Origin of the sequence: Candidatus Pelagibacter sp. Uisw_137 (genome assembly GCF_047720245.1) — a bacterium.
GTDB lineage: Bacteria > Pseudomonadota > Alphaproteobacteria > Pelagibacterales > Pelagibacteraceae > Pelagibacter.
In genome coordinates, this window is record NZ_CP159811.1 from 555489 (window position 1) to 573454 (window position 17966).

A 17966-nucleotide genomic window follows, 5' to 3' on the forward strand; every position below is an offset into this window, starting at 1 on the left:
AACTATGTTATAAGTATTTATGTTCAAAGGATCAAATGTTGCTTTAATAACCCCGTTCAAAGATGATAAGCTTGATGAAGAGGCTTATATTAAGCTTATTCATTTCCAAATTAGAAATGGAACTAATGGCTTGGTCCCTGCTGGAACTACAGGAGAATCCCCAACATTAAGCCATGATGAACATCAAAAAGTTATTGAATTATGTATTAAAGAAAGTAATGGAAAAAATATAGTAATAGCTGGTACTGGCTCTAATTCTACGAAAGAAGCCATTTCTTTAACTACTCATGCAGAAAAAGTCGGAGCAAATGCAGCTTTAGTGGTTACTCCTTATTATAACAAACCAACTCAAGAGGGTTTATACCAACACTATAAAGCGATTAATGACAAGGTTGGTATACCTATTCTAATTTATAATATTCCAGGACGATCTGTAATCGATATGTCGCTCGATACAATGGCTAGGTTGTTTGAGTTAAAAAATATTGTAGGTGTCAAAGATGCCACAGGTGATCTTGATAGAGTTGATAAACAAAAAAATAAAATGGGTAATGATTTTGTTCAACTTACAGGCAATGATGATAATGCTTTGGAATTTAATAAAAGAGGTGGTGTAGGTGCTATCAGTGTGACAGCAAATATCGCTCCAAAACTTTGTTCTGATTTTCAAAAAGTCTCAAAAATAGAAAATGAAGAGAGCAAACTTGAAGCGATTAAGTTAGATAAAATTTTACAACCTGTTCATAACTCTATGTTTGTAGAAAGCAATCCAAGCCCCGTTAAGTATGCTGCAAAACTTTTGGGTCTTTGTGATGACGATGTTAGATTACCTTTGGTCAAGGTTACAGACCCAACCAAGGATATTGTTAAAAAAGCTTTAGTATCAGCAAATCTACTCTAATGAACAAAAAAGCCAATTCTGGTTTAGAAATTATTTGCTTAAATAGAAAAGCAAGTTTTAACTTTTTTTTTGAAGACTTAATTGAAGCAGGAATAGTACTTAAAGGATCAGAAATTAAATCCATTAGAGAGGGAAAGGTGAATATTGCAAACTCTTACGCTGTAGAGAAAGAAGGTGAAATAGTTTTGATTAATTCTCATATTGCAGCTTTTAAACAAGCTAGTTATTCAAATCATAACCCCACTGATGAACGAAAGTTGTTATTAAATAAAAAAGAAATTAATAAATTAATTGGTAAAATGCAGAGAGATGGTTTTACTCTTGTTCCAACAAAGATGTATTTTAAAAAGGGAAAAGCTAAAATAGAAATAGCAGTAGCAAAAGGTAAAAAACAATTTGATAAAAGAGCTACTAAAAAAAATAGAGATTGGAATCGTGAAAAAGCAAGACACATTAGAAAATCAAGTTAAACAATCATATTTAGCAATAGGATCAAATTTAGGTAACAAAATTAACAACATTCATATGGCTATGTCTGAATTAGCAACAAATAAAATTAAGATAACAAAAGTATCATCTCATTATTCATCAAAATCTTGGCCAAATCCTTTAATGCCAAATTTTATAAATATTGTTATAAAAATTGAGACAATCTTAGAACCGTTAGAATTATTAAAAATTTGTAACTTTATTGAATTAAAATTAGGTAGGGTTAGATCAAAAAAAAATGATCCACGAACATGCGATATTGATATAATTGATTATGATAAGAAAATTTTGAATATAAACAGCAATAAACTAACAACTCCCCATCCAAAGATGACTAAAAGAAATTTTGTTTTGTTGCCATTATTTGAAATAGATAGGGGTTGGAAACATCCAGAATCTAAGATTAATATAGTTAATTTAATTAATTCTTTACCAATTAAAGATTTAAGATCTATCAAACAAATATAAATTGATGTTATAGTTAAAAATGCTTAATTCAGAAGAGTTAATAAATAAAGTCAAAGTTTATAATAAGTTTTTAAATCCAGAAAAATTAAATAAAGCCTATAATTTTGCTGTTAAAGCACATGAAAATCAAATACGCGATTCTGGCGATCCATATTCAATTCACCCGATTGCTGTAGCTAATATATTAACAGAACTAAAGTTAGATAGTGCAACAATAGCAACAGGACTGCTTCATGATACTATTGAAGATACATATGCTACTTACGAAACTATAAAAAAAGAGTTTGGGCAAGAGGTTGCCGATTTAGTTGATGGTGTAACAAAGATATCAGTTTTTGAAAATCAAGCCACATCAACATCTAAAGCAGAAAATTTTAGAAAATTAATCATAGCAACCTCGAAAGATATTAGAGTTTTACTTGTTAAAATCGCTGATCGATTACACAATATGAGGACCATTGATGCAATTTCAAAAATTGAAAAAAAAGAACGTATCGCTAAAGAAACTATGGAAATTTATGCGCCATTAGCAGACCGAATGGGGATGCATAGAATTAGGGATGAACTAGAAGATTTATCTTTTAAAGTTCTAAATAATAATGCAAGAGAACTTATAAAAAAAAGATTAGATGAAATTAAAGATGATAAAGTAAACAGCTTTAATTCAATTTCGTTGCAATTCAGTGGATTGTTAAATGAACACAAAATAAATGCTGAAATTATTGGCAGAGAAAAAACTCCTTTTTCTATTTGGAGAAAAGTTCAAAAAAAAAGAATATCACTAGAGCAAATTTCAGATATCATTGGATTTCGAATAATACTTGATAACATTGAAGACTGCTATAAAGCTCTTGGTATCTTTCACAAAGAGTGGAATTGTATACCTGGAAAATTTAAAGATTATATTTCGTCGCCTAAGATTAATAAATATCAATCATTACATACTTCAATTATAGGACCTAATAGAAGGCCAATTGAAATACAGCTCAGAACATTACAAATGCACGAGTATGCAGAAAGAGGCATAGCATCACATTGGAAATATAAATCTTCTGAAAAATTTAATTCATTAACGTGGAAAGAATATGATTGGCTTGCCGATTTAGTTGAGATTATTGATAAGAATGAAAATCCAGAACACTCTTATGAATATACCAAGTTACAAATGTTTCAGGAAAATGTCTTTTGTTTTACCCCAAAAGGATCTGTAATTAAATTACCAAAGGACGCGACACCAATCGATTTTGCTTATGCTGTGCATACCAAAATAGGTAATAGTACTATAGCTTGCAAGATTAATGGTAACGATAGTGAGTTACAAAGTATACTTTATAATGGAGATGTTGTTGATATTATCACCTCTAAAAATAAATCACCTTCATTACACTGGATACCTGTTACAAAAACTGGAAAAGCAAGATCAGCAATTAGAAAGTATTGGTATAAAAAAGGAGAAGAGAAGGCTCAAAGAATTAAAAAATACAATACTACACTATGGATTTCTTTGCCTGATAAGCCAGGAAAGCTAGGAGAGATAACAACTTTGCTTGGTAGCCATAGTTTAAACATCTCGAGTGTTGAAATGAAAGAAAAGTCTAAAGAATATATTAATTTTAAATTCAATCTAATTATAAAAGACTTGAAGAACTTTACAAATTTTATCAGTGAGTTAAAACAAAAGGAAATAAAATTTAAAATCATTAGACATGAAGATAACTGGTTAAAGGAACGTAATGCTTTCACACGAAAAATCTTTAAATATTTTAAAAAAAACTAACGCACTCTTAGAAGGTCATTTTATTCTTTCATCGGGCTTACATTCACCTAAATATATTCAGTGCGCTAAACTTTTAAGCTTTCCTCATTTAGCTAAGGATATTTGTAATTCATTAGCAAAAAAAATTAAAAAAAATTTTAAATCTATAGATTTGATTTTAGCCCCTGCAATGGGGGGTGTTATTATTGGTTATGAAATTGGTAAACTTCTAAAAAAAGAGACAATATTCTGTGAAAGAGTTAATGGTAAATTTGCCTTAAGACGTGGGTTTCATATAAAAAAAGGATCAAAAGTTTTAATAATTGAAGATGTTATAACAACAGGTAAATCAAGCTTAGAATGTGTTAAGTTGATTACAAAACCAGGTGCAAAACTTATTGGCTTTGCTTCGATTATCGATAGATCAACCAATAACTCACTAAAGATAAAAAAGAATATTATTTCACATATGAAAATAGACGTTCCGACATTTAAGAAAAATAACCTTCCAGAAAGTCTTAAAAATACTCCGATTACAGTTCCTGGAAGTAGATTTATTAAATGAAAAGACTAGGTATTAATATTGATCATGTTGCTACAATAAGAAATGCAAGAGGATCGTTTCACCCTGATCCGTCAACAATTGCTAAGCATGTAACTCAATGTGGAGCTCATTCAGTAACTATACATTTGAGAGAAGACAGAAGACATATAAAAGATATTGATGTTATTAAAATTTGTAAAAATAAAAAAATAATCACTAATTTAGAAATTTCACTAAACAAAAAAATAATAAATATAGCATTAAAAAATAAACCTAATTTTATTTGCATAGTTCCAGAAAAAAGAAAAGAAGTAACAACAGAAGGTGGATTAAACTTAATAAAAAATAAAAAAAAAATAAAAGAAATAATATCATTATTTAATAAAAAAAATATTAGAACAAGTTTATTTGTTGACCCAACGTTAAAAGATATTAAAATTGCAAAAGAATTAAATTCTTCTTGTGTTGAATTACATACTGGGAAAATTTCTAATTTAGTAAAAGAAAATAAAAATTATAAAAAGGAATATTTAAAAATTAAGAAATGTTCAGAACTTGGTGTTCAGCTTGGAATTGAGGTTCATGCTGGCCATGGTCTCGACTATAAAACTACTGCCATACTAAGTAAAATTAAAGAAATTACTGAATTTAATATTGGTCATTTTATAATTGGTGAGTCACTCACTCATGGCTTAAAAAAAACTATTAAGGCATTTAAAAAAATAACTAATAAATAGATATGAAAATTCTTGGTATCGGTGTTGATATAATAGAAAATATTAGAATACATAAATCTTTAAAAAATATTAGTTTTATTAAAAGAGTTTTTTCTAGCTCAGAGATTTTGATAGCCAAAAAAATAACAAATAAAAAATCTTATTATTCTAAAAGATTTGCTGCTAAAGAAGCGTTTTCTAAAGCAATTGGAACAGGTTTAAGAGATAATTTGAATTTTAAAGACATAACTATAATTAACGATAAATTAGGTAAACCTTCATTTGTAGTCACAGATAAAATTAAAAATATTGTTAAAAAGCAATTTAAGATATCATCTTTTGATTTCTTTCTGTCAATTTCAGATGAAAAAAAATATTCTATAGCTTACGTGATTTTACAAAAAAAATGATAACAAAAAATATTATATTTGATAATGTTAAGACAATTTTTTACGCTTTAGTAATAGCTATTGTTATCAGATCTCTTTTTATTCAACCTTTCTATATTCCCTCGTCATCAATGGAACCAACACTTTTAATTGGTGATAGATTATTTGTTACGAAGTATTCTTATGGTTACAGCAAGCATTCTTTCCCATTTAGCCCATCAATAATAAATGGAAGACTATTTTCTAAGAAACCTAAGGTTGGTGATGTTATTGTTTTTAAAACACCAGCTGATAATAGGACAGATTATATTAAAAGATTAATTGGTCTACCAGGTGATAATATTCAATTCATTAACGGAGATCTATTTGTAAACAATAATCAAATATTCAAATCTAGAATTTCCCAAAATGATAAAATTTATTGTGGAAATCAAACTATAGACGTCAATACATTTGAGGAAAAATTTCCAAATGGCAAAACACATAATAGCGTATATTTAAAAAGTTATAGTTTTCAAAATTCTGATAATTTTATAGTTCCTTCTAAACACTACTTTTTTTTAGGTGACAACAGAGACTGCTCTAAAGATAGTAGATACCTGACTAGTGTTGGTTATGTTCATGAAGATAATTTAGTCGGCAAAGCCAAATTTATTTTTTTTTCATCTGATTTTAGAATCGGAAGTATTTTTTCTTTTTGGAAATGGCATAAAACAATTAGATTTGACAGGTTTTTTAAGAAAATTATTTAATGAAAATTAATCCCACAACATTAGAAAAGAAATTAAAATTAAAGTTTTCAGATCAAACAAATTTCATAAAAAGCTTAACGCACAAAAGTTTTGATTCAATAAACAATAATGAAAAAATTGAATTTTTAGGAGATAGAGTTTTAGGTCTTATTATCGCAAAAAAATTATTAGAACTTTATCCAGAAGAAAGAGAAGGGGTGCTTGATAAAAAATTTGCCTCATTAGTAAATAAAAAAAAATGTCTAGAAATTGCTAAAAAAATTGAATTAGAGAAATATATTTTAGTTTTAAACCCTAAGAATAAAAAAATTGAAATTGAAGATAAAATAGTAGCAGACTGTTTAGAAGCTTTAATTGGAGCGATCTATCTTGACAAAGGTTTAAATTTCACTGAAAAATTTATTCTCAATTTATGGTGTGATCATATTACAGCGAGTGTTGTAACCCAAGTTGATGCAAAGACAAAACTCCAAGAGTATTCACTTAAGATTTTTAAAGTCTTGCCTATTTATAAGCTAATATCTAATACTGGGCCTCGACATAAACCACTTTTTAAAGTTGCCGTTAAATTAAAAAATACTAAATTTTTCACAGCAGAGGGATCTTCTAAAAAGGACGCAGAACAGAATGCTGCCTCTTTATGCATTGAGGATGTTTTTAAAAAATGAATTGGGATGATAGCGCTTATTTAGTTTCCAAAAATAGATATAGTGAAAATTCAATAATCGCTGAAGTTTTTACAGAAAACCATGGAAAAATAACAGGGATAATTTTTGGTGGCACATCAAAGAAAATCAAAAACTATTTACAAATTGGTAATAAAATTTATGTAAACTATAATTCTAAAAGTGTTACTAGAATTGGTTATTTTAAAATAGAAATTCTAAAAGCCTTAACTCCACTCTATTTTGATGAAAATCAAAAACTATCATGTATTACCTCAGCAATGCATCTTATAAAGCTTCTTACTGCTGAAGCCCAGTCTAATAAAGAAATTTTTAAATTAATTGATAAATTTTTTGAAATATTAACTCATGATAATTGGATACAAAAATATATTTTCTGGGAGTTAGAACTTTTAAAATTATTAGGATATGATTTAGAATTAAAAAATATGGTTGAAAAAGAAATTGTTGATACTGAAATCAATTATTTTGTTAAATCCTCAACTGAGAAAAAAAGTATTCCAAATTTTTTAATAGATGAAAGCAATCTAGATGTTAATTTAAAAAATTTACTCAAAGGTTTAAAACTTGTTAGTGATTACCTTGAAAAAAGTATTCTAAAACCAAATAATCTAAACCTTCCAACTTCTAGGACTCATTTTATAAATCTTTTAAAATAATTATTTGATTAAATCGTTAATTCTATCAGCGTAATAGCTTACTATAGCGTTTGCCCCAGCTCTTTTAAATGAAATCAAACTTTCTAATACTGAGTTTTTATCTATCAGCCCTTTTTTTATATTATTACTTAATAAACTGTATTCACCTGAGACTTGATAGGCTAGAACAGGAATTTTAAAATTATCTTTAACTGTTTTAATTATGTCTAGATAAGGCATGCCAGGTTTAACCATAACCATATCAGCTCCTTCTTTAATATCTAGAGCTACCTCTCTTATCGCTTCATCACTGTTTCTAAAGTCCATTTGGTAATTTTTCTTATCACCTTTTAGCAAACCTTTTGAACCAACAGCATCTCTGAACGGACCATAAAAACTTGATGCATATTTTACCGCATAAGAAAGTATCTGAACCATTTCGTGACCTTCTTTATCTAAAGCTTTTCTTATTTTACCAATTCTTCCATCCATCATGTCTGATGGAGCTAAAACATCACAACCAATTTCTGCTTGTAATAATGATTGGTTTATCAAGACTTCAATAGTTTCATCATTTAATACGTAACCTGATTTTATTAAACCATCATGACCATGAGAAGTGTAGGGATCTAAGGCTACATCACACATAATACCAATTTCATTTTTATATCTTTTTTTAATATATCGTATGGCTTTACAAACAAGATTATCTTCATTTAAAGCTTCAGTTCCAATATGATTTTTTTTTGTTTTGTTTGTATTTGGAAATAATGCAACCATCGGTATTTTGTTTTTGATTGCTTTATCAACAATAATTCCAAGTTTATCTATTGTATATCTATATACATCAGGCATTGTTTTAATGGATTGTTTTATATTTTTTCCATCAATTAAGAATATAGGTAATATAAAATCACTAGATGATAGGCTATTCTCTTGAATTAATCTTCTAGACCAATCGTTTTTACGACTTCGTCTAAGCCTTAAATTTGGATAATTTCCTGTAATCATGTTTAAATCTATTTTTAAAATGCGACAAATGTATTATACAAATATATATTAAATTAAGTAAAAAACAATCAGCATGAGTATTGAAAATAAAAATATTATAAACTTAGATCTAAAAAAAGAAGAGAAGATTTTAGACTTTAGTGACTTTCAAAAACAAAATATCAAGTTTGATATTGATAAATTACAAGAAGCCTACAATCAAATTGTTCAAACTAAAAAATTTGATGATGGTGGAGGAATTGCCCACTTTGGAGCTATTTCTCTAACACAAATTCCTGGTGACCCAAACTCTGTAAAAGGAAGTAAAGCCAGAGGTGTTTATTGGACAAAACCAGATAAGTCAGGAAAAGAAGTTTCAAGAGATGTTTCAATTGACGAAGCTGCTTATTCAGAATTTATAACTGACTATGAAAATACCTACTTTAAAGAAGTGTTTGATGTACTTTCTTCAAAATATAAATTAGGTAGAGTTAGGATTTTATTAAAGGAACCAAGATCAACGTTGAGTTGGCATAGAGATCCAGAACCAAGATTGCATATACCCCTAATTTCAAATCCAGGCTGCCTAATGGTTATAGACAATGTTGCAAAACATATGCCTGCAGATGGATCGGTGTGGGTTACTAACAATACAAAATATCATAATGCTTTTAATGGTGGAGAAGAAAATAGAGTTCATCTAGTAGCATGTGTTTTAGATTATAAGTTTAATTAGATTGAAAAAAATATTTTTATCATCAGATCACGCTGGTTATAAGTTAAAGGAGTTAATTAAACTTCATTTAGATAAAAAAAAAATTAGTTATACAGACTTAGGCCCATACAATAGTGATAGAGTTGATTATCCTGATTATGCTCATAAAGTTGCAAAAAAAGTTAAAACCAATAATAATCATACTGGTATATTAATTTGTGGCTCTGGGATGGGTATGAATATTGCTGCAAATAGACATAAAAATATACGTGCAGCTCAATGTTTTAATTTAAAATCTACTAAATTATCAAGATTGCATAATGATGCAAATATCATTACATTGGGATCTAGACTGCTTACTAAAAAAAATGCTTTAAATTGTGTTAGTGTTTTTTTGAATACAAAGTTTGAAGGTGGAAGACACGCAAAAAGAATTAAGAAAATTTAATTATGTCTAGTGAAAAAAACTATTTAAACGAAAACTATAAAAGCTTTTTTGAAGATAGCTTATCTGTAACTGATCCAGAATTACATAAAGCAATAAGTGATGAATTAAAAAGACAACAACAGCATATAGAATTAATTGCTTCTGAAAATATTGTTTCACAAGCCGTTCTAGAAGCACAAGGTTCTGTTTTAACAAATAAATATGCAGAAGGATATCCTGGAAAAAGATACTACAATGGATGTGAACATGTTGATGTTGCTGAAAACCTAGCCATTGAAAGATTAAAAAAATTATTTGATTGTAAATTTGCAAACGCTCAACCACATTCTGGAGCTCAAGCGAATGGAGCTGTATTTTTAGCGCTATTAAATCCTGGTGATACTTTTATGGGGATGAGTTTAAATTCTGGTGGTCATATTACGCATGGATTAAAAATTTCAATGTCAGGTAAATGGTTCAATCCAATAGGGTATGATGTTGATAAAGAATCGGAACTTATCGATTATGATAATGTTGAAAAACTCGCATTAAAACATAAACCAAAACTTATAATTTGTGGTGGAAGTGCTTACTCTAGAGTAATTGATTTTAAAAGATTTAGAGATATTGCTGACAAAGTAGGTGCATATTTAATGGTAGATATGGCACACTTTTCAGGTTTAGTTGCTGGTAAAGGTTACCCAAACCCATGTGAACATGCTCACGTAGTAACTTCAACAACTCATAAAGTTTTTAGAAGTGCTAGAGGTGGAATTATTTTAACTAATCATGAAGACTTAGCAAAAAAATTTAACACAGCAGTATTTCCTGGTTATCAAGGTGGACCATTGATGCACGTCATTGCAGCAAAGGCTGCTGGTTTTTTAGAAGCATTAAGACCAGATTTTAAAGATTATATTAAATCAGTTTTAGCTAATGCTAAAATTTTATCAGAGACACTTAAGAATAATGGCTTTAAGATTTATTCTGGTGGAACGGATACACACTTAATGTTAGTTGATCTAAGACCTTTTAATGTTAAAGGTAATTTAGCTGCCGAAAGCCTTTCTAATGCTAATATTACCTGTAATAAAAATGGAATACCTTTTGATTCAGAAAAGCCGATGATTACTTCTGGTATAAGATTGGGAACTCAAGCCGCTACCACTAGAGGTTTTGGATTAAAAGAATTTGAAAAAGTAGGTGAATTAATAACTAAAGTTGTAAAAGGTTTATCTGATAATCCTGAAGACAACAGTAAAATTGAAGAAGAAGTTAGAAATGAAGTTATAGAGCTTACCTCGCATTTCCCAATATATAAAAATTTAAAATAATGATTTGTTCGATTTGTAAAAAAGGTGAAACATCAGTTGTAGACTCTAGACCCACAGAAGATGGTACCGCCATAAGAAGAAGAAGACTTTGTGTATGTGGAGCCAGATTCACAACTTTTGAAAGAGTTCAATTTAGAGAAATAATGGTTATTAAAAAGAATGGAAGAAAATCATCTTTTGACAGAGATAAGCTTTCAAAATCAATTTACATAGCATTAAAGAAAAGACCGATTGATACTGAAACAGCAGAAAAGTTTATTAGCAGGACTTCAAGAGCATTAGAGGAACTTGGCCAAAGTGAAATTTCATCAAATACAATTGGCACAATGGTTATGGAAGGTTTGAAAGATCTTGATCCAGTTGCGTACGTTAGATTTGCATCTGTATATCGAAATTTTAGAGAAGAAAAAGACTTTGTGCAATTCGTGGACAAATTAGATGTCTACAAAAAAAGATAAATTTTCAAAAAAAGATAAAAATTTTATGGAGCTTGCCTTAAGTTTGGCTAAAGCACAACATGGACTAACTGGTGTTAACCCTTCTGTTGGATGTGTAATTGTTAAAAATAATGAAATACTTTCAATTGGTCAAACAGGTTTTAACGGTACACCTCATGCTGAATTTAATGCAATTAAAAATTCAAATGAAAACCTAGATGATGCAAAAATGTATGTAACCCTTGAACCTTGTAGTCATTATGGAAAAACCCCTCCGTGCACAAATATTATAATTAAAAATAAAATTAAAGAAGTTGTGTATGCGGTAGAAGATATTGATAATAAAGTTAAAGGTAAAACTTTAAAAATTCTTCAATCTAAAAATATTTTAGTAAAAAAAAATTTACTTAAAAAAGAAGTAAGTAAATTTTATATACCTTATTTCTTTAATAGAAAAAATAACCTTCCTTATGTTACTGGTAAAATTGCAATTTCTAAAAATAATTTGATATATAGCAAGGATACAAAAAGAATTTCAGATATTCATACCGATAAATTTACACATTTTCTTAGATACAAAAATGATTCATTAATGATTTCTTCCAAAACTCTAAATAAAGATAACCCAAAACTTAACTGTAGACTAAAAGGTTTAAGTAAATTTTCTCCTAAAAGAATAATTTTAGACAGAAACCTAGAAACTAAAAAAAATTCATATATTTTTAAAACAGCAAATAAGAACAATACTATAATTTTTTATCATAACGCTAAAACCAAAGAAAAATTAATGTTTAAAAAAAAAGGTATAACTCTAATCAAAGGTAAATTAATTCAAGATAACTTTGATATTAAGTTAGTTTTAAAAAAACTCTATGTCCTTGGCTGCAGAAATTTATTAGTTGAAGGTGGAAATGATCTCTCGAAACACATTATTAAAAAAAGGTTATTTAATGAGTTTTATCTATATAAATGTGCAAAAATTTTATCAAAGCTGGTTAACTATAAAGAGCTTAGTTTTCTTAATGAATTAAAGAAAAATTATAAAAATAAATTGAAGATTAATAAAGAATTAGGCAAAGATGTAATTACACTTTACAGATAATAATATGTTTAATGGAATAATTTTTAACCAAGGTTTAATCACTAAATTTGAAAAAAGATCAAAGGGTATTAATATTTTTGTAAAAGCTGATTTAAAGTTAACACGTAAAGATCTAGGTGTATCAGTAGCATGTGACGGTGTTTGTTTAACATTAATTGATATTAAAAATAAAATAATGGAATTTTATCTTTCAGATGAAACCATACAAAGATCAAAGTTTAAATTCTTAAAAATAAATGACAAAATTAATCTTGAACTTCCTTTGAAGTTCGGTCAAAAAATATCAGGTCATATTTGTCAAGGTCACATTGATGCAGTAGGTAAAATTGAGAGTATTAAGAAGATTGATAAATCATATTTATTTGACTTTGAGCTTGTTAAGAAAGAAAGATCAAATTTAATTGAAAAAGCCTCTATATGTATAAATGGAATTTCTTTAACAATTTCTAAAGTAGCCAAAAAAGGATTTCAAGTTTGGGTTATTCCACACACTTTTAAACTAACCAATTTATCTTCATTAAAAAAGAGTAGCCTAGTTAATATAGAGATAGATATCTTATCTAAATACGTTAGAAATTATTTTAATGAAAAAAAATAATTATGCATCCATTGAAAGTATAATTAATATCGCAAAGAATGGTGGTATGTTTATCTTGGTTGATGATGAGAAAAGAGAAAATGAAGGAGACTTAATAATATCAACCACTGACTCAAGTGCTAAAAATATAAATTTTATGGCCAAATATGGTCGTGGATTAATTTGCCTAGCGCTAGATAGTGTACAGGCAAAACGGTTAAATTTATCTTTGATGTCACCAATAAATCAATCAAGGAATAAAACTGCCTTTACAATTTCTATTGAAGCAAAAAAAGGAATAACAACTGGGATTTCAGCAAAAGATAGAGCAAAGACAATTAAAATTGCCTCAAAGAAAAATGTAAACAAGAAAGACATTGTATCACCAGGACATATTTTTCCAATCATTGCCAAAGATGGGGGTGTTTTAGTTAGAGCTGGTCACACAGAAGCCTCTGTTGATATTTCAAAACTTGCTAAAAAAAATAACTCTGCTGTTATTTGTGAAATAATGAATGAAGATGGCACCATGGCCAAAGGTCAAGATTTATTTAATTTTGCAAAAAAACATAATTTAAAGATAGGTAAAATTGAAGACCTTATTGCTTATCGTTTAAAAAAAGAAAAACTAATTAAACTTAAAAAACAATCTGATATTGATGTTAAAAATCAAAAATATAAAATTAGAATTTATGAAAATCTTTTAGATGGATCTGAACACTTTGCTTTAATCAAAGGTAATATTAAAAAAGGGATAATACCAAGAGTTAGGGTAATTTCATCTAACGTAGTTCAAAATTATTTAATCAATCAACAATTACCAAATTCATTTGATAAAACTTTAAATTATTTTAAGAAATTCAATAACTGTGTTTTAGTTTTTATAAAAGATACAAACTTAAAATCTGTTACACAAACACTTAAGGATTATAAGAACAAAGATTTCTATAAAAAGGGAAATGATAAACTTATTAGAAATTATGGTATTGGGGCTCAGATAATTAAAGATTTAAAGATTAAAAATATGATATTAATTACCAAATCTCTTAAAAAAGTTATTGGTTTAGAGGGTTATGATATAAAGATTACTAAACAGGAAATCATTTAATGAAAAAAAAATATTTAATAGTTATTGCTGATTATTATAAGGACATATCAAAAGGCTTGTTAAGTAGTGCCAAGAGCATATTGCCCAAATCTAGTTTAATAAAAATTATCAATGTTCCAGGGGTTTTTGAAATACCAGTTACGATTTCAAAGAATATTAAGAAGTATGATGCTTTTTTAGCTCTTGGTTGTGTTATTAAGGGCCAAACACCTCATTTTGACTTTATTTCTCATGCTTCAACTGATGCAATAATGAAACTATCAATAGATAGCAAAAAACCCATTGGTAATGGAATTATTACCTGTCTAAATATGCGTCAAGCTATAGCTAGGAAGAAAAAGGGAAGAGAAGCAGCTCATGCTGTAATATCTGTCCTTTTTCAATAATAATGAGAACTCCATATAATCCAAATCAAAGCCCAAGAGTTATAATTATCCAAAAATTATATGGTAATTTTTTTAATGATGACACAGATTTAACTTTTCCCAAACATAGGTTTAAAAAATTTATTAAAGATGTTGTTTTAGGCACTATTGAAAGAGATGAAGTTATTAAAGAAGAGGTTAAAAAATATCTAAGTGAAGACTTGCAGTTAACTAATTTAGATCAGGTTTTTCAAGTGATAGTAAAGTCTGCTATATTTGAGTTTTTATACAAACCTAAAGTTTCTACCAAAATAATTATTAAAGAATATCTTGATGCATCAAACTTCTTTTTAGAAGATGGTCAAACTAAATATTTAAATGCAATATTAGACAAAATAGCTAAAAAAATAAGAACTACTAATGCATGAATTTGAATTAATAAAAAATTATTTTCAAAAACTTTCCAAAAAATTACCAAGTGCCCTAAATTTAAATGATGATGTTTTTTTTGATAAAAAAAATAAATTAGCAGTATCAGTTGATACATATATAGAGGGCAATCATTTCATAGACTTTAAAAGACCTGAGCTTGTTATTAAAAAAATAATTAGATCATCAATTTCAGATCTTATATGTAAAGGTGTTAAACCAAAATATTATTTTATTTCAGGATCAGGTAATAAAAAAAGTTTTTCTAAATTGAATTTATCAAAAATTAGCAAATCACTTAATCAAGAACAAAATAAATATAAAATTTTTTTAAGTGGTGGAGATACTGTTTTTTCAAATAAGTTAAGTTTTACAATTACCACAATAGGCTTTGCTAATAATATTACCTATAGAAACAAAGCTAAAATTAATGATGATATATATGTCTCTGGAAATTTAGGAGATAGCTATTTAGGTCTATTAGTTTTAAAAAATAAAATTAAACTGAATTCAAGATTAAAAAAATATTTTACTAATCAATATTTTATGCCAAAAATTCAATCAAAATTAATTGATCAAATCAATAAATTTGCAAATACTTCAATTGATGTCTCCGACGGACTAATAGCGGACCTTGACAAAATGATTAATAATCAGAAATTGTCCTATAAACTTTTTTTACAAAATATTCCAATTTCAAGCAATCTTAAAAAGATACTTGATCTTAAAAAACTATCCAAGATTAATTACATTTCTAATGGTGATGATTATCAAGTCTTATTTACAGCCTCTAAAAATAAGATGAGAATCATAAAAAAAATAGCTTCTAATTGTAGAGTCAAGCTTACAAAAATTGGCTCAATCCAAAGCCATGTTGAAAAATCATCCATTATTGATGGTAAAAACAGGCAAATTAGCCTTAAAAACAAAGGTTATTTTCATAAGTTTTAGAAAGTTAAATATTGCCTTTTATTGCTTTTTTTGTATTGTCCGGACTTTAAACAATAAAATTTAACAACCAAACAACCAAGGGCAAAATGAACTCACTAGTAGAAACAATTTTATTATATACTATAGCGGCAGGATCACTTTCAATCGTTTATGGTTTCTTTACAGGTAGAAATATTCTTAACTCAAGTGCTGGAAACGCTAAGATGCAAGAGATTGCATCAGCAATTCAAATTGGTGCTAAAGCATACCTAGCAAGACAATATAAAACAATTGCCGTGGTTGGAGTTGTTGTTTTAGTTATTATTTGTGTGGTGTTTAGTCCATTAGTTGGCTTAGGTTATTTTATTGGGGCTGCATTATCGGGTATAGCTGGTTATGTTGGAATGTTAGTTTCTGTTCAAGCTAACGTTAGAACTGCAGAAGCATCAAGAAAAGGTTTAGCAAGTGGTCTTGCCGTTGCATTTAAATCAGGTGCTGTTACTGGAATGTTGGTGGCTGGATTAGCTTTACTTGCAATCGCAGTTTATTACTATTTTTTATTAAAAGCAGGAATTGATGACAGAGAAGTTGTTAATGCATTAGTTGCATTAGGCTTTGGTGCTTCTTTAATATCAATTTTTGCAAGATTAGGTGGTGGAATTTTTACTAAAGGTGCCGATGTTGGTGCTGACTTAGTAGGTAAAGTAGAAGCAGGTATCCCTGAGGATGATCCTAGAAATCCAGCAGTTATCGCTGACAATGTTGGAGATAATGTTGGAGATTGTGCTGGTATGGCTGCAGATTTATTTGAAACTTATGCTGTAACAATTGTTGCAACTATGGTTCTTTCTTCTATTTTTTTCTACGGTGATATGAATATGATGATCTACCCTTTAACTATTGGTGGGGCTTGTATTTTAACATCAATCTTAGGAACTTTCTTTGTTAAACTTGGAAAAAGTAAAAATGTTATGAATGCTTTATATAAAGGATTTGTAGTTTCTGCTGTTTCTTCATTAATGATTTTATACCCAGTTACTGATTATGTAATTGGTTTTGCAAGTGAATATACTGTTAATGGTAAAAGCTTTACTGGTATGAGTTTGTATTATTGTGGAATAATTGGTCTAGTGATTACTGGATTGTTAATTTGGATTACAGAATACTATACGGGAACCGAATACCGACCAGTAAGAAGTATTGCTAAATCTTCTACAACAGGTCATGGAACAAATGTAATTCAAGGCTTAGCTGTTTCAATGGAAGCAACTGCTGTGCCTGCTTTAATTATTGTTGCAGGTATTTTAGCAACAAACTCAATTGCTGGTCTTTATGGAATTGCTATTTCTGTAACTACAATGCTTGCATTAGCGGGTATGGTTGTTGCGCTTGATGCTTACGGACCAGTAACAGATAACGCTGGTGGTATTGCTGAAATGGCCAAGCTACCAAATAGTGTTAGAAAAACTACAGACGCATTAGATGCAGTAGGGAATACGACAAAGGCTGTAACTAAAGGCTATGCTATAGGTTCAGCAGGTTTAGGTGCTCTAGTATTATTTGCGGCTTATGTTGAGGACATTAAACACTTTTCAGGTGTTGCAGGTTCAAAGCTTGAAGGAATTGTTGTAACTTTTGATTTATCAAACCCTTATGTTGTGGTTGGTTTATTGATTGGTGGAATGCTTCCATATTTATTTGGATCAATGGGCATGCAAGCTGTAGGTAGAGCAGGTGGTGCTGTAGTTGTTGAAGTTAGAAGACAATTTAAAAAATATCCAGGTATTATGAAAGGTAAACAAAAACCTGATTATGCTAAATTAGTTGATTTATTAACTTTGGCTGCAATTAGAGAAATGATTATACCTTCGTTATTACCAGTTCTTTCTCCTATTGTTTTATACTTTGTGATATTTGCTATTGGTGGACAAGTAGCTGCTTTAGCTGCGGTTGGTGCAATGTTATTAGGTGTAATTATAACAGGTTTATTTGTTGCTGTTTCAATGACTGCTGGTGGTGGTGCTTGGGATAATGCAAAAAAATATATTGAAGATGGAAATCACGGTGGAAAAGGTTCTGAAGCACATAAAGCTGCAGTAACGGGTGATACTGTTGGAGATCCTTACAAAGATACTGCTGGTCCTGCTGTTAATCCAATGATTAAAATAACAAATATTGTGGCATTGCTATTGTTGGCGGTGATTGCTGGTTAA

22 protein-coding genes are annotated in these 17966 nt (G+C 28.8%); 21 read left to right on the forward strand and 1 reads right to left on the reverse strand.

Features of this window, described 5'->3' with window-relative positions:
- Positions 1–19 precede the first annotated feature (19 nt).
- From dapA to recO, 10 genes are read left to right on the forward strand one after another with little or no spacing between them, the layout of a single operon-like run.
- Positions 20–901 carry a 4-hydroxy-tetrahydrodipicolinate synthase gene (dapA, locus tag ABXT61_RS03000; RefSeq protein WP_415315792.1) on the forward strand — a complete coding sequence of 294 codons (882 nt, stop codon included), beginning with the start codon at positions 20–22 and terminating at the stop codon, positions 899–901.
- Positions 901–1371: an SsrA-binding protein SmpB gene (smpB, locus tag ABXT61_RS03005; RefSeq protein ID WP_415315793.1), complete on the forward strand. Its 471-nt coding sequence runs from the start codon at positions 901–903 to the stop codon at positions 1369–1371. Before dapA ends, smpB begins: the two co-directional genes overlap by 1 nt.
- Positions 1337–1858 carry a 2-amino-4-hydroxy-6-hydroxymethyldihydropteridine diphosphokinase gene (folK, locus tag ABXT61_RS03010; protein WP_415315794.1) on the forward strand — a complete coding sequence of 174 codons (522 nt, stop codon included), beginning with the start codon at positions 1337–1339 and terminating at the stop codon, positions 1856–1858. The genes smpB and folK overlap by 35 nt, the downstream gene beginning before the upstream one ends.
- A gap of 19 nt (positions 1859–1877) precedes the next feature.
- Positions 1878–3635 carry a bifunctional (p)ppGpp synthetase/guanosine-3',5'-bis(diphosphate) 3'-pyrophosphohydrolase gene (locus ABXT61_RS03015; RefSeq protein WP_415315795.1) on the forward strand — a complete coding sequence of 586 codons (1758 nt, stop codon included), beginning with the start codon at positions 1878–1880 and terminating at the stop codon, positions 3633–3635.
- A complete protein-coding gene (pyrE, locus tag ABXT61_RS03020) occupies positions 3592–4179 on the forward strand; it encodes an orotate phosphoribosyltransferase (protein ID WP_415315796.1) in 588 nt (195 codons plus the stop codon). The genes ABXT61_RS03015 and pyrE overlap by 44 nt, the downstream gene beginning before the upstream one ends.
- A complete protein-coding gene (locus ABXT61_RS03025; RefSeq protein WP_415315797.1) occupies positions 4176–4895 on the forward strand; it encodes a pyridoxine 5'-phosphate synthase in 720 nt (239 codons plus the stop codon). Before pyrE ends, ABXT61_RS03025 begins: the two co-directional genes overlap by 4 nt.
- 2 nt (positions 4896–4897) lie before the next feature.
- Positions 4898–5284, forward strand: a complete 387-nt coding sequence (gene acpS / locus ABXT61_RS03030; RefSeq protein ID WP_415315798.1) for a holo-ACP synthase — start codon at positions 4898–4900, stop codon at positions 5282–5284.
- On the forward strand, positions 5281–6015 hold the full coding sequence (lepB, locus tag ABXT61_RS03035; protein WP_415315799.1) for a signal peptidase I: 735 nt from the start codon (positions 5281–5283) through the stop codon (positions 6013–6015). Before acpS ends, lepB begins: the two co-directional genes overlap by 4 nt.
- Positions 6015–6683 carry a ribonuclease III gene (rnc, locus tag ABXT61_RS03040; RefSeq protein ID WP_415315800.1) on the forward strand — a complete coding sequence of 223 codons (669 nt, stop codon included), beginning with the start codon at positions 6015–6017 and terminating at the stop codon, positions 6681–6683. Before lepB ends, rnc begins: the two co-directional genes overlap by 1 nt.
- Complete coding sequence (recO, locus tag ABXT61_RS03045; RefSeq protein WP_415315801.1) at positions 6680–7360, forward strand: DNA repair protein RecO; 681 nt, start codon at positions 6680–6682, stop codon at positions 7358–7360. The genes rnc and recO overlap by 4 nt, the downstream gene beginning before the upstream one ends.
- Here recO and hemB read toward each other — a convergent pair whose 3' ends face one another.
- Positions 7361–8350: a porphobilinogen synthase gene (gene hemB / locus ABXT61_RS03050; protein WP_415315802.1), complete on the reverse strand. Its 990-nt coding sequence runs from the start codon at positions 8348–8350 to the stop codon at positions 7361–7363.
- A 73-nt stretch (positions 8351–8423) separates the two neighbouring features.
- On the opposite strand from hemB, the gene ABXT61_RS03055 reads away from it, so the two are divergent.
- The 11 genes from ABXT61_RS03055 to ABXT61_RS03105 all read left to right on the forward strand — a co-directional run bounded on the left by ABXT61_RS03055 (position 8424) and on the right by ABXT61_RS03105 (position 17966).
- Positions 8424–9065 carry an aspartyl/asparaginyl beta-hydroxylase domain-containing protein gene (locus tag ABXT61_RS03055; RefSeq protein ID WP_415315803.1) on the forward strand — a complete coding sequence of 214 codons (642 nt, stop codon included), beginning with the start codon at positions 8424–8426 and terminating at the stop codon, positions 9063–9065.
- A gap of 1 nt (position 9066) precedes the next feature.
- Positions 9067–9492, forward strand: coding sequence for a ribose 5-phosphate isomerase B (rpiB, locus tag ABXT61_RS03060; RefSeq protein WP_415315804.1), 426 nt, complete (start codon positions 9067–9069; stop codon positions 9490–9492).
- A gap of 2 nt (positions 9493–9494) precedes the next feature.
- Complete coding sequence (gene glyA, locus ABXT61_RS03065) at positions 9495–10805, forward strand: serine hydroxymethyltransferase (RefSeq protein WP_415315805.1); 1311 nt, start codon at positions 9495–9497, stop codon at positions 10803–10805.
- Positions 10805–11263, forward strand: coding sequence for a transcriptional regulator NrdR (nrdR, locus tag ABXT61_RS03070; protein WP_415277649.1), 459 nt, complete (start codon positions 10805–10807; stop codon positions 11261–11263). The genes glyA and nrdR overlap by 1 nt, the downstream gene beginning before the upstream one ends.
- Entirely contained in the window at positions 11244–12344 is a 1101-nt protein-coding gene (gene ribD, locus ABXT61_RS03075) for a bifunctional diaminohydroxyphosphoribosylaminopyrimidine deaminase/5-amino-6-(5-phosphoribosylamino)uracil reductase RibD (protein ID WP_415315806.1), read from the forward strand. The genes nrdR and ribD overlap by 20 nt, the downstream gene beginning before the upstream one ends.
- A gap of 4 nt (positions 12345–12348) precedes the next feature.
- Entirely contained in the window at positions 12349–12942 is a 594-nt protein-coding gene (locus ABXT61_RS03080) for a riboflavin synthase (protein ID WP_415315807.1), read from the forward strand.
- Positions 12929–14029 carry a 3,4-dihydroxy-2-butanone-4-phosphate synthase gene (ribB, locus tag ABXT61_RS03085; RefSeq protein ID WP_415315808.1) on the forward strand — a complete coding sequence of 367 codons (1101 nt, stop codon included), beginning with the start codon at positions 12929–12931 and terminating at the stop codon, positions 14027–14029. The genes ABXT61_RS03080 and ribB overlap by 14 nt, the downstream gene beginning before the upstream one ends.
- The gene (gene ribH, locus ABXT61_RS03090) at positions 14029–14415 is read left to right on the forward strand and encodes a 6,7-dimethyl-8-ribityllumazine synthase (protein WP_415315809.1); all 387 of its coding nucleotides are present in this window, start codon (positions 14029–14031) and stop codon (positions 14413–14415) included. The genes ribB and ribH overlap by 1 nt, the downstream gene beginning before the upstream one ends.
- Positions 14416–14417: 2 nt before the next feature.
- Complete coding sequence (locus ABXT61_RS03095; RefSeq protein WP_168606233.1) at positions 14418–14822, forward strand: transcription antitermination protein NusB; 405 nt, start codon at positions 14418–14420, stop codon at positions 14820–14822.
- On the forward strand, positions 14815–15774 hold the full coding sequence (thiL, locus tag ABXT61_RS03100; protein ID WP_415315810.1) for a thiamine-phosphate kinase: 960 nt from the start codon (positions 14815–14817) through the stop codon (positions 15772–15774). The genes ABXT61_RS03095 and thiL overlap by 8 nt, the downstream gene beginning before the upstream one ends.
- A gap of 86 nt (positions 15775–15860) precedes the next feature.
- On the forward strand, positions 15861–17966 hold the full coding sequence (locus ABXT61_RS03105) for a sodium-translocating pyrophosphatase (RefSeq protein WP_415315811.1): 2106 nt from the start codon (positions 15861–15863) through the stop codon (positions 17964–17966).

Excerpts from the sequence above, each read along its gene's own strand:
- dapA (WP_415315792.1), top strand. The coding sequence starts at position 20 with ATGTTCAAAGGATCAAATGTTGCTTTAATAACCCCGTTCAAAGATGAT.
- smpB (WP_415315793.1), top strand. The coding sequence starts at position 901 with ATGAACAAAAAAGCCAATTCTGGTTTAGAAATTATTTGCTTAAATAGA.
- ABXT61_RS03015 (WP_415315795.1), top strand. The coding sequence starts at position 1,878 with ATGCTTAATTCAGAAGAGTTAATAAATAAAGTCAAAGTTTATAATAAG.
- pyrE (WP_415315796.1), top strand. The coding sequence starts at position 3,592 with ATGCTTTCACACGAAAAATCTTTAAATATTTTAAAAAAAACTAACGCA.
- ABXT61_RS03025 (WP_415315797.1), top strand. The coding sequence starts at position 4,176 with ATGAAAAGACTAGGTATTAATATTGATCATGTTGCTACAATAAGAAAT.
- acpS (WP_415315798.1), top strand. The coding sequence starts at position 4,898 with ATGAAAATTCTTGGTATCGGTGTTGATATAATAGAAAATATTAGAATA.
- lepB (WP_415315799.1), top strand. The coding sequence starts at position 5,281 with ATGATAACAAAAAATATTATATTTGATAATGTTAAGACAATTTTTTAC.
- rnc (WP_415315800.1), top strand. The coding sequence starts at position 6,015 with ATGAAAATTAATCCCACAACATTAGAAAAGAAATTAAAATTAAAGTTT.
- recO (WP_415315801.1), top strand. The coding sequence starts at position 6,680 with ATGAATTGGGATGATAGCGCTTATTTAGTTTCCAAAAATAGATATAGT.
- hemB (WP_415315802.1), bottom strand. The coding sequence starts at position 8,350 with ATGATTACAGGAAATTATCCAAATTTAAGGCTTAGACGAAGTCGTAAA.
- ABXT61_RS03055 (WP_415315803.1), top strand. The coding sequence starts at position 8,424 with ATGAGTATTGAAAATAAAAATATTATAAACTTAGATCTAAAAAAAGAA.
- glyA (WP_415315805.1), top strand. The coding sequence starts at position 9,495 with ATGTCTAGTGAAAAAAACTATTTAAACGAAAACTATAAAAGCTTTTTT.
- nrdR (WP_415277649.1), top strand. The coding sequence starts at position 10,805 with ATGATTTGTTCGATTTGTAAAAAAGGTGAAACATCAGTTGTAGACTCT.
- ribD (WP_415315806.1), top strand. The coding sequence starts at position 11,244 with ATGTCTACAAAAAAAGATAAATTTTCAAAAAAAGATAAAAATTTTATG.
- ABXT61_RS03080 (WP_415315807.1), top strand. The coding sequence starts at position 12,349 with ATGTTTAATGGAATAATTTTTAACCAAGGTTTAATCACTAAATTTGAA.
- ribB (WP_415315808.1), top strand. The coding sequence starts at position 12,929 with ATGAAAAAAAATAATTATGCATCCATTGAAAGTATAATTAATATCGCA.
- ribH (WP_415315809.1), top strand. The coding sequence starts at position 14,029 with ATGAAAAAAAAATATTTAATAGTTATTGCTGATTATTATAAGGACATA.
- ABXT61_RS03095 (WP_168606233.1), top strand. The coding sequence starts at position 14,418 with ATGAGAACTCCATATAATCCAAATCAAAGCCCAAGAGTTATAATTATC.
- thiL (WP_415315810.1), top strand. The coding sequence starts at position 14,815 with ATGCATGAATTTGAATTAATAAAAAATTATTTTCAAAAACTTTCCAAA.
- ABXT61_RS03105 (WP_415315811.1), top strand. The coding sequence starts at position 15,861 with ATGAACTCACTAGTAGAAACAATTTTATTATATACTATAGCGGCAGGA.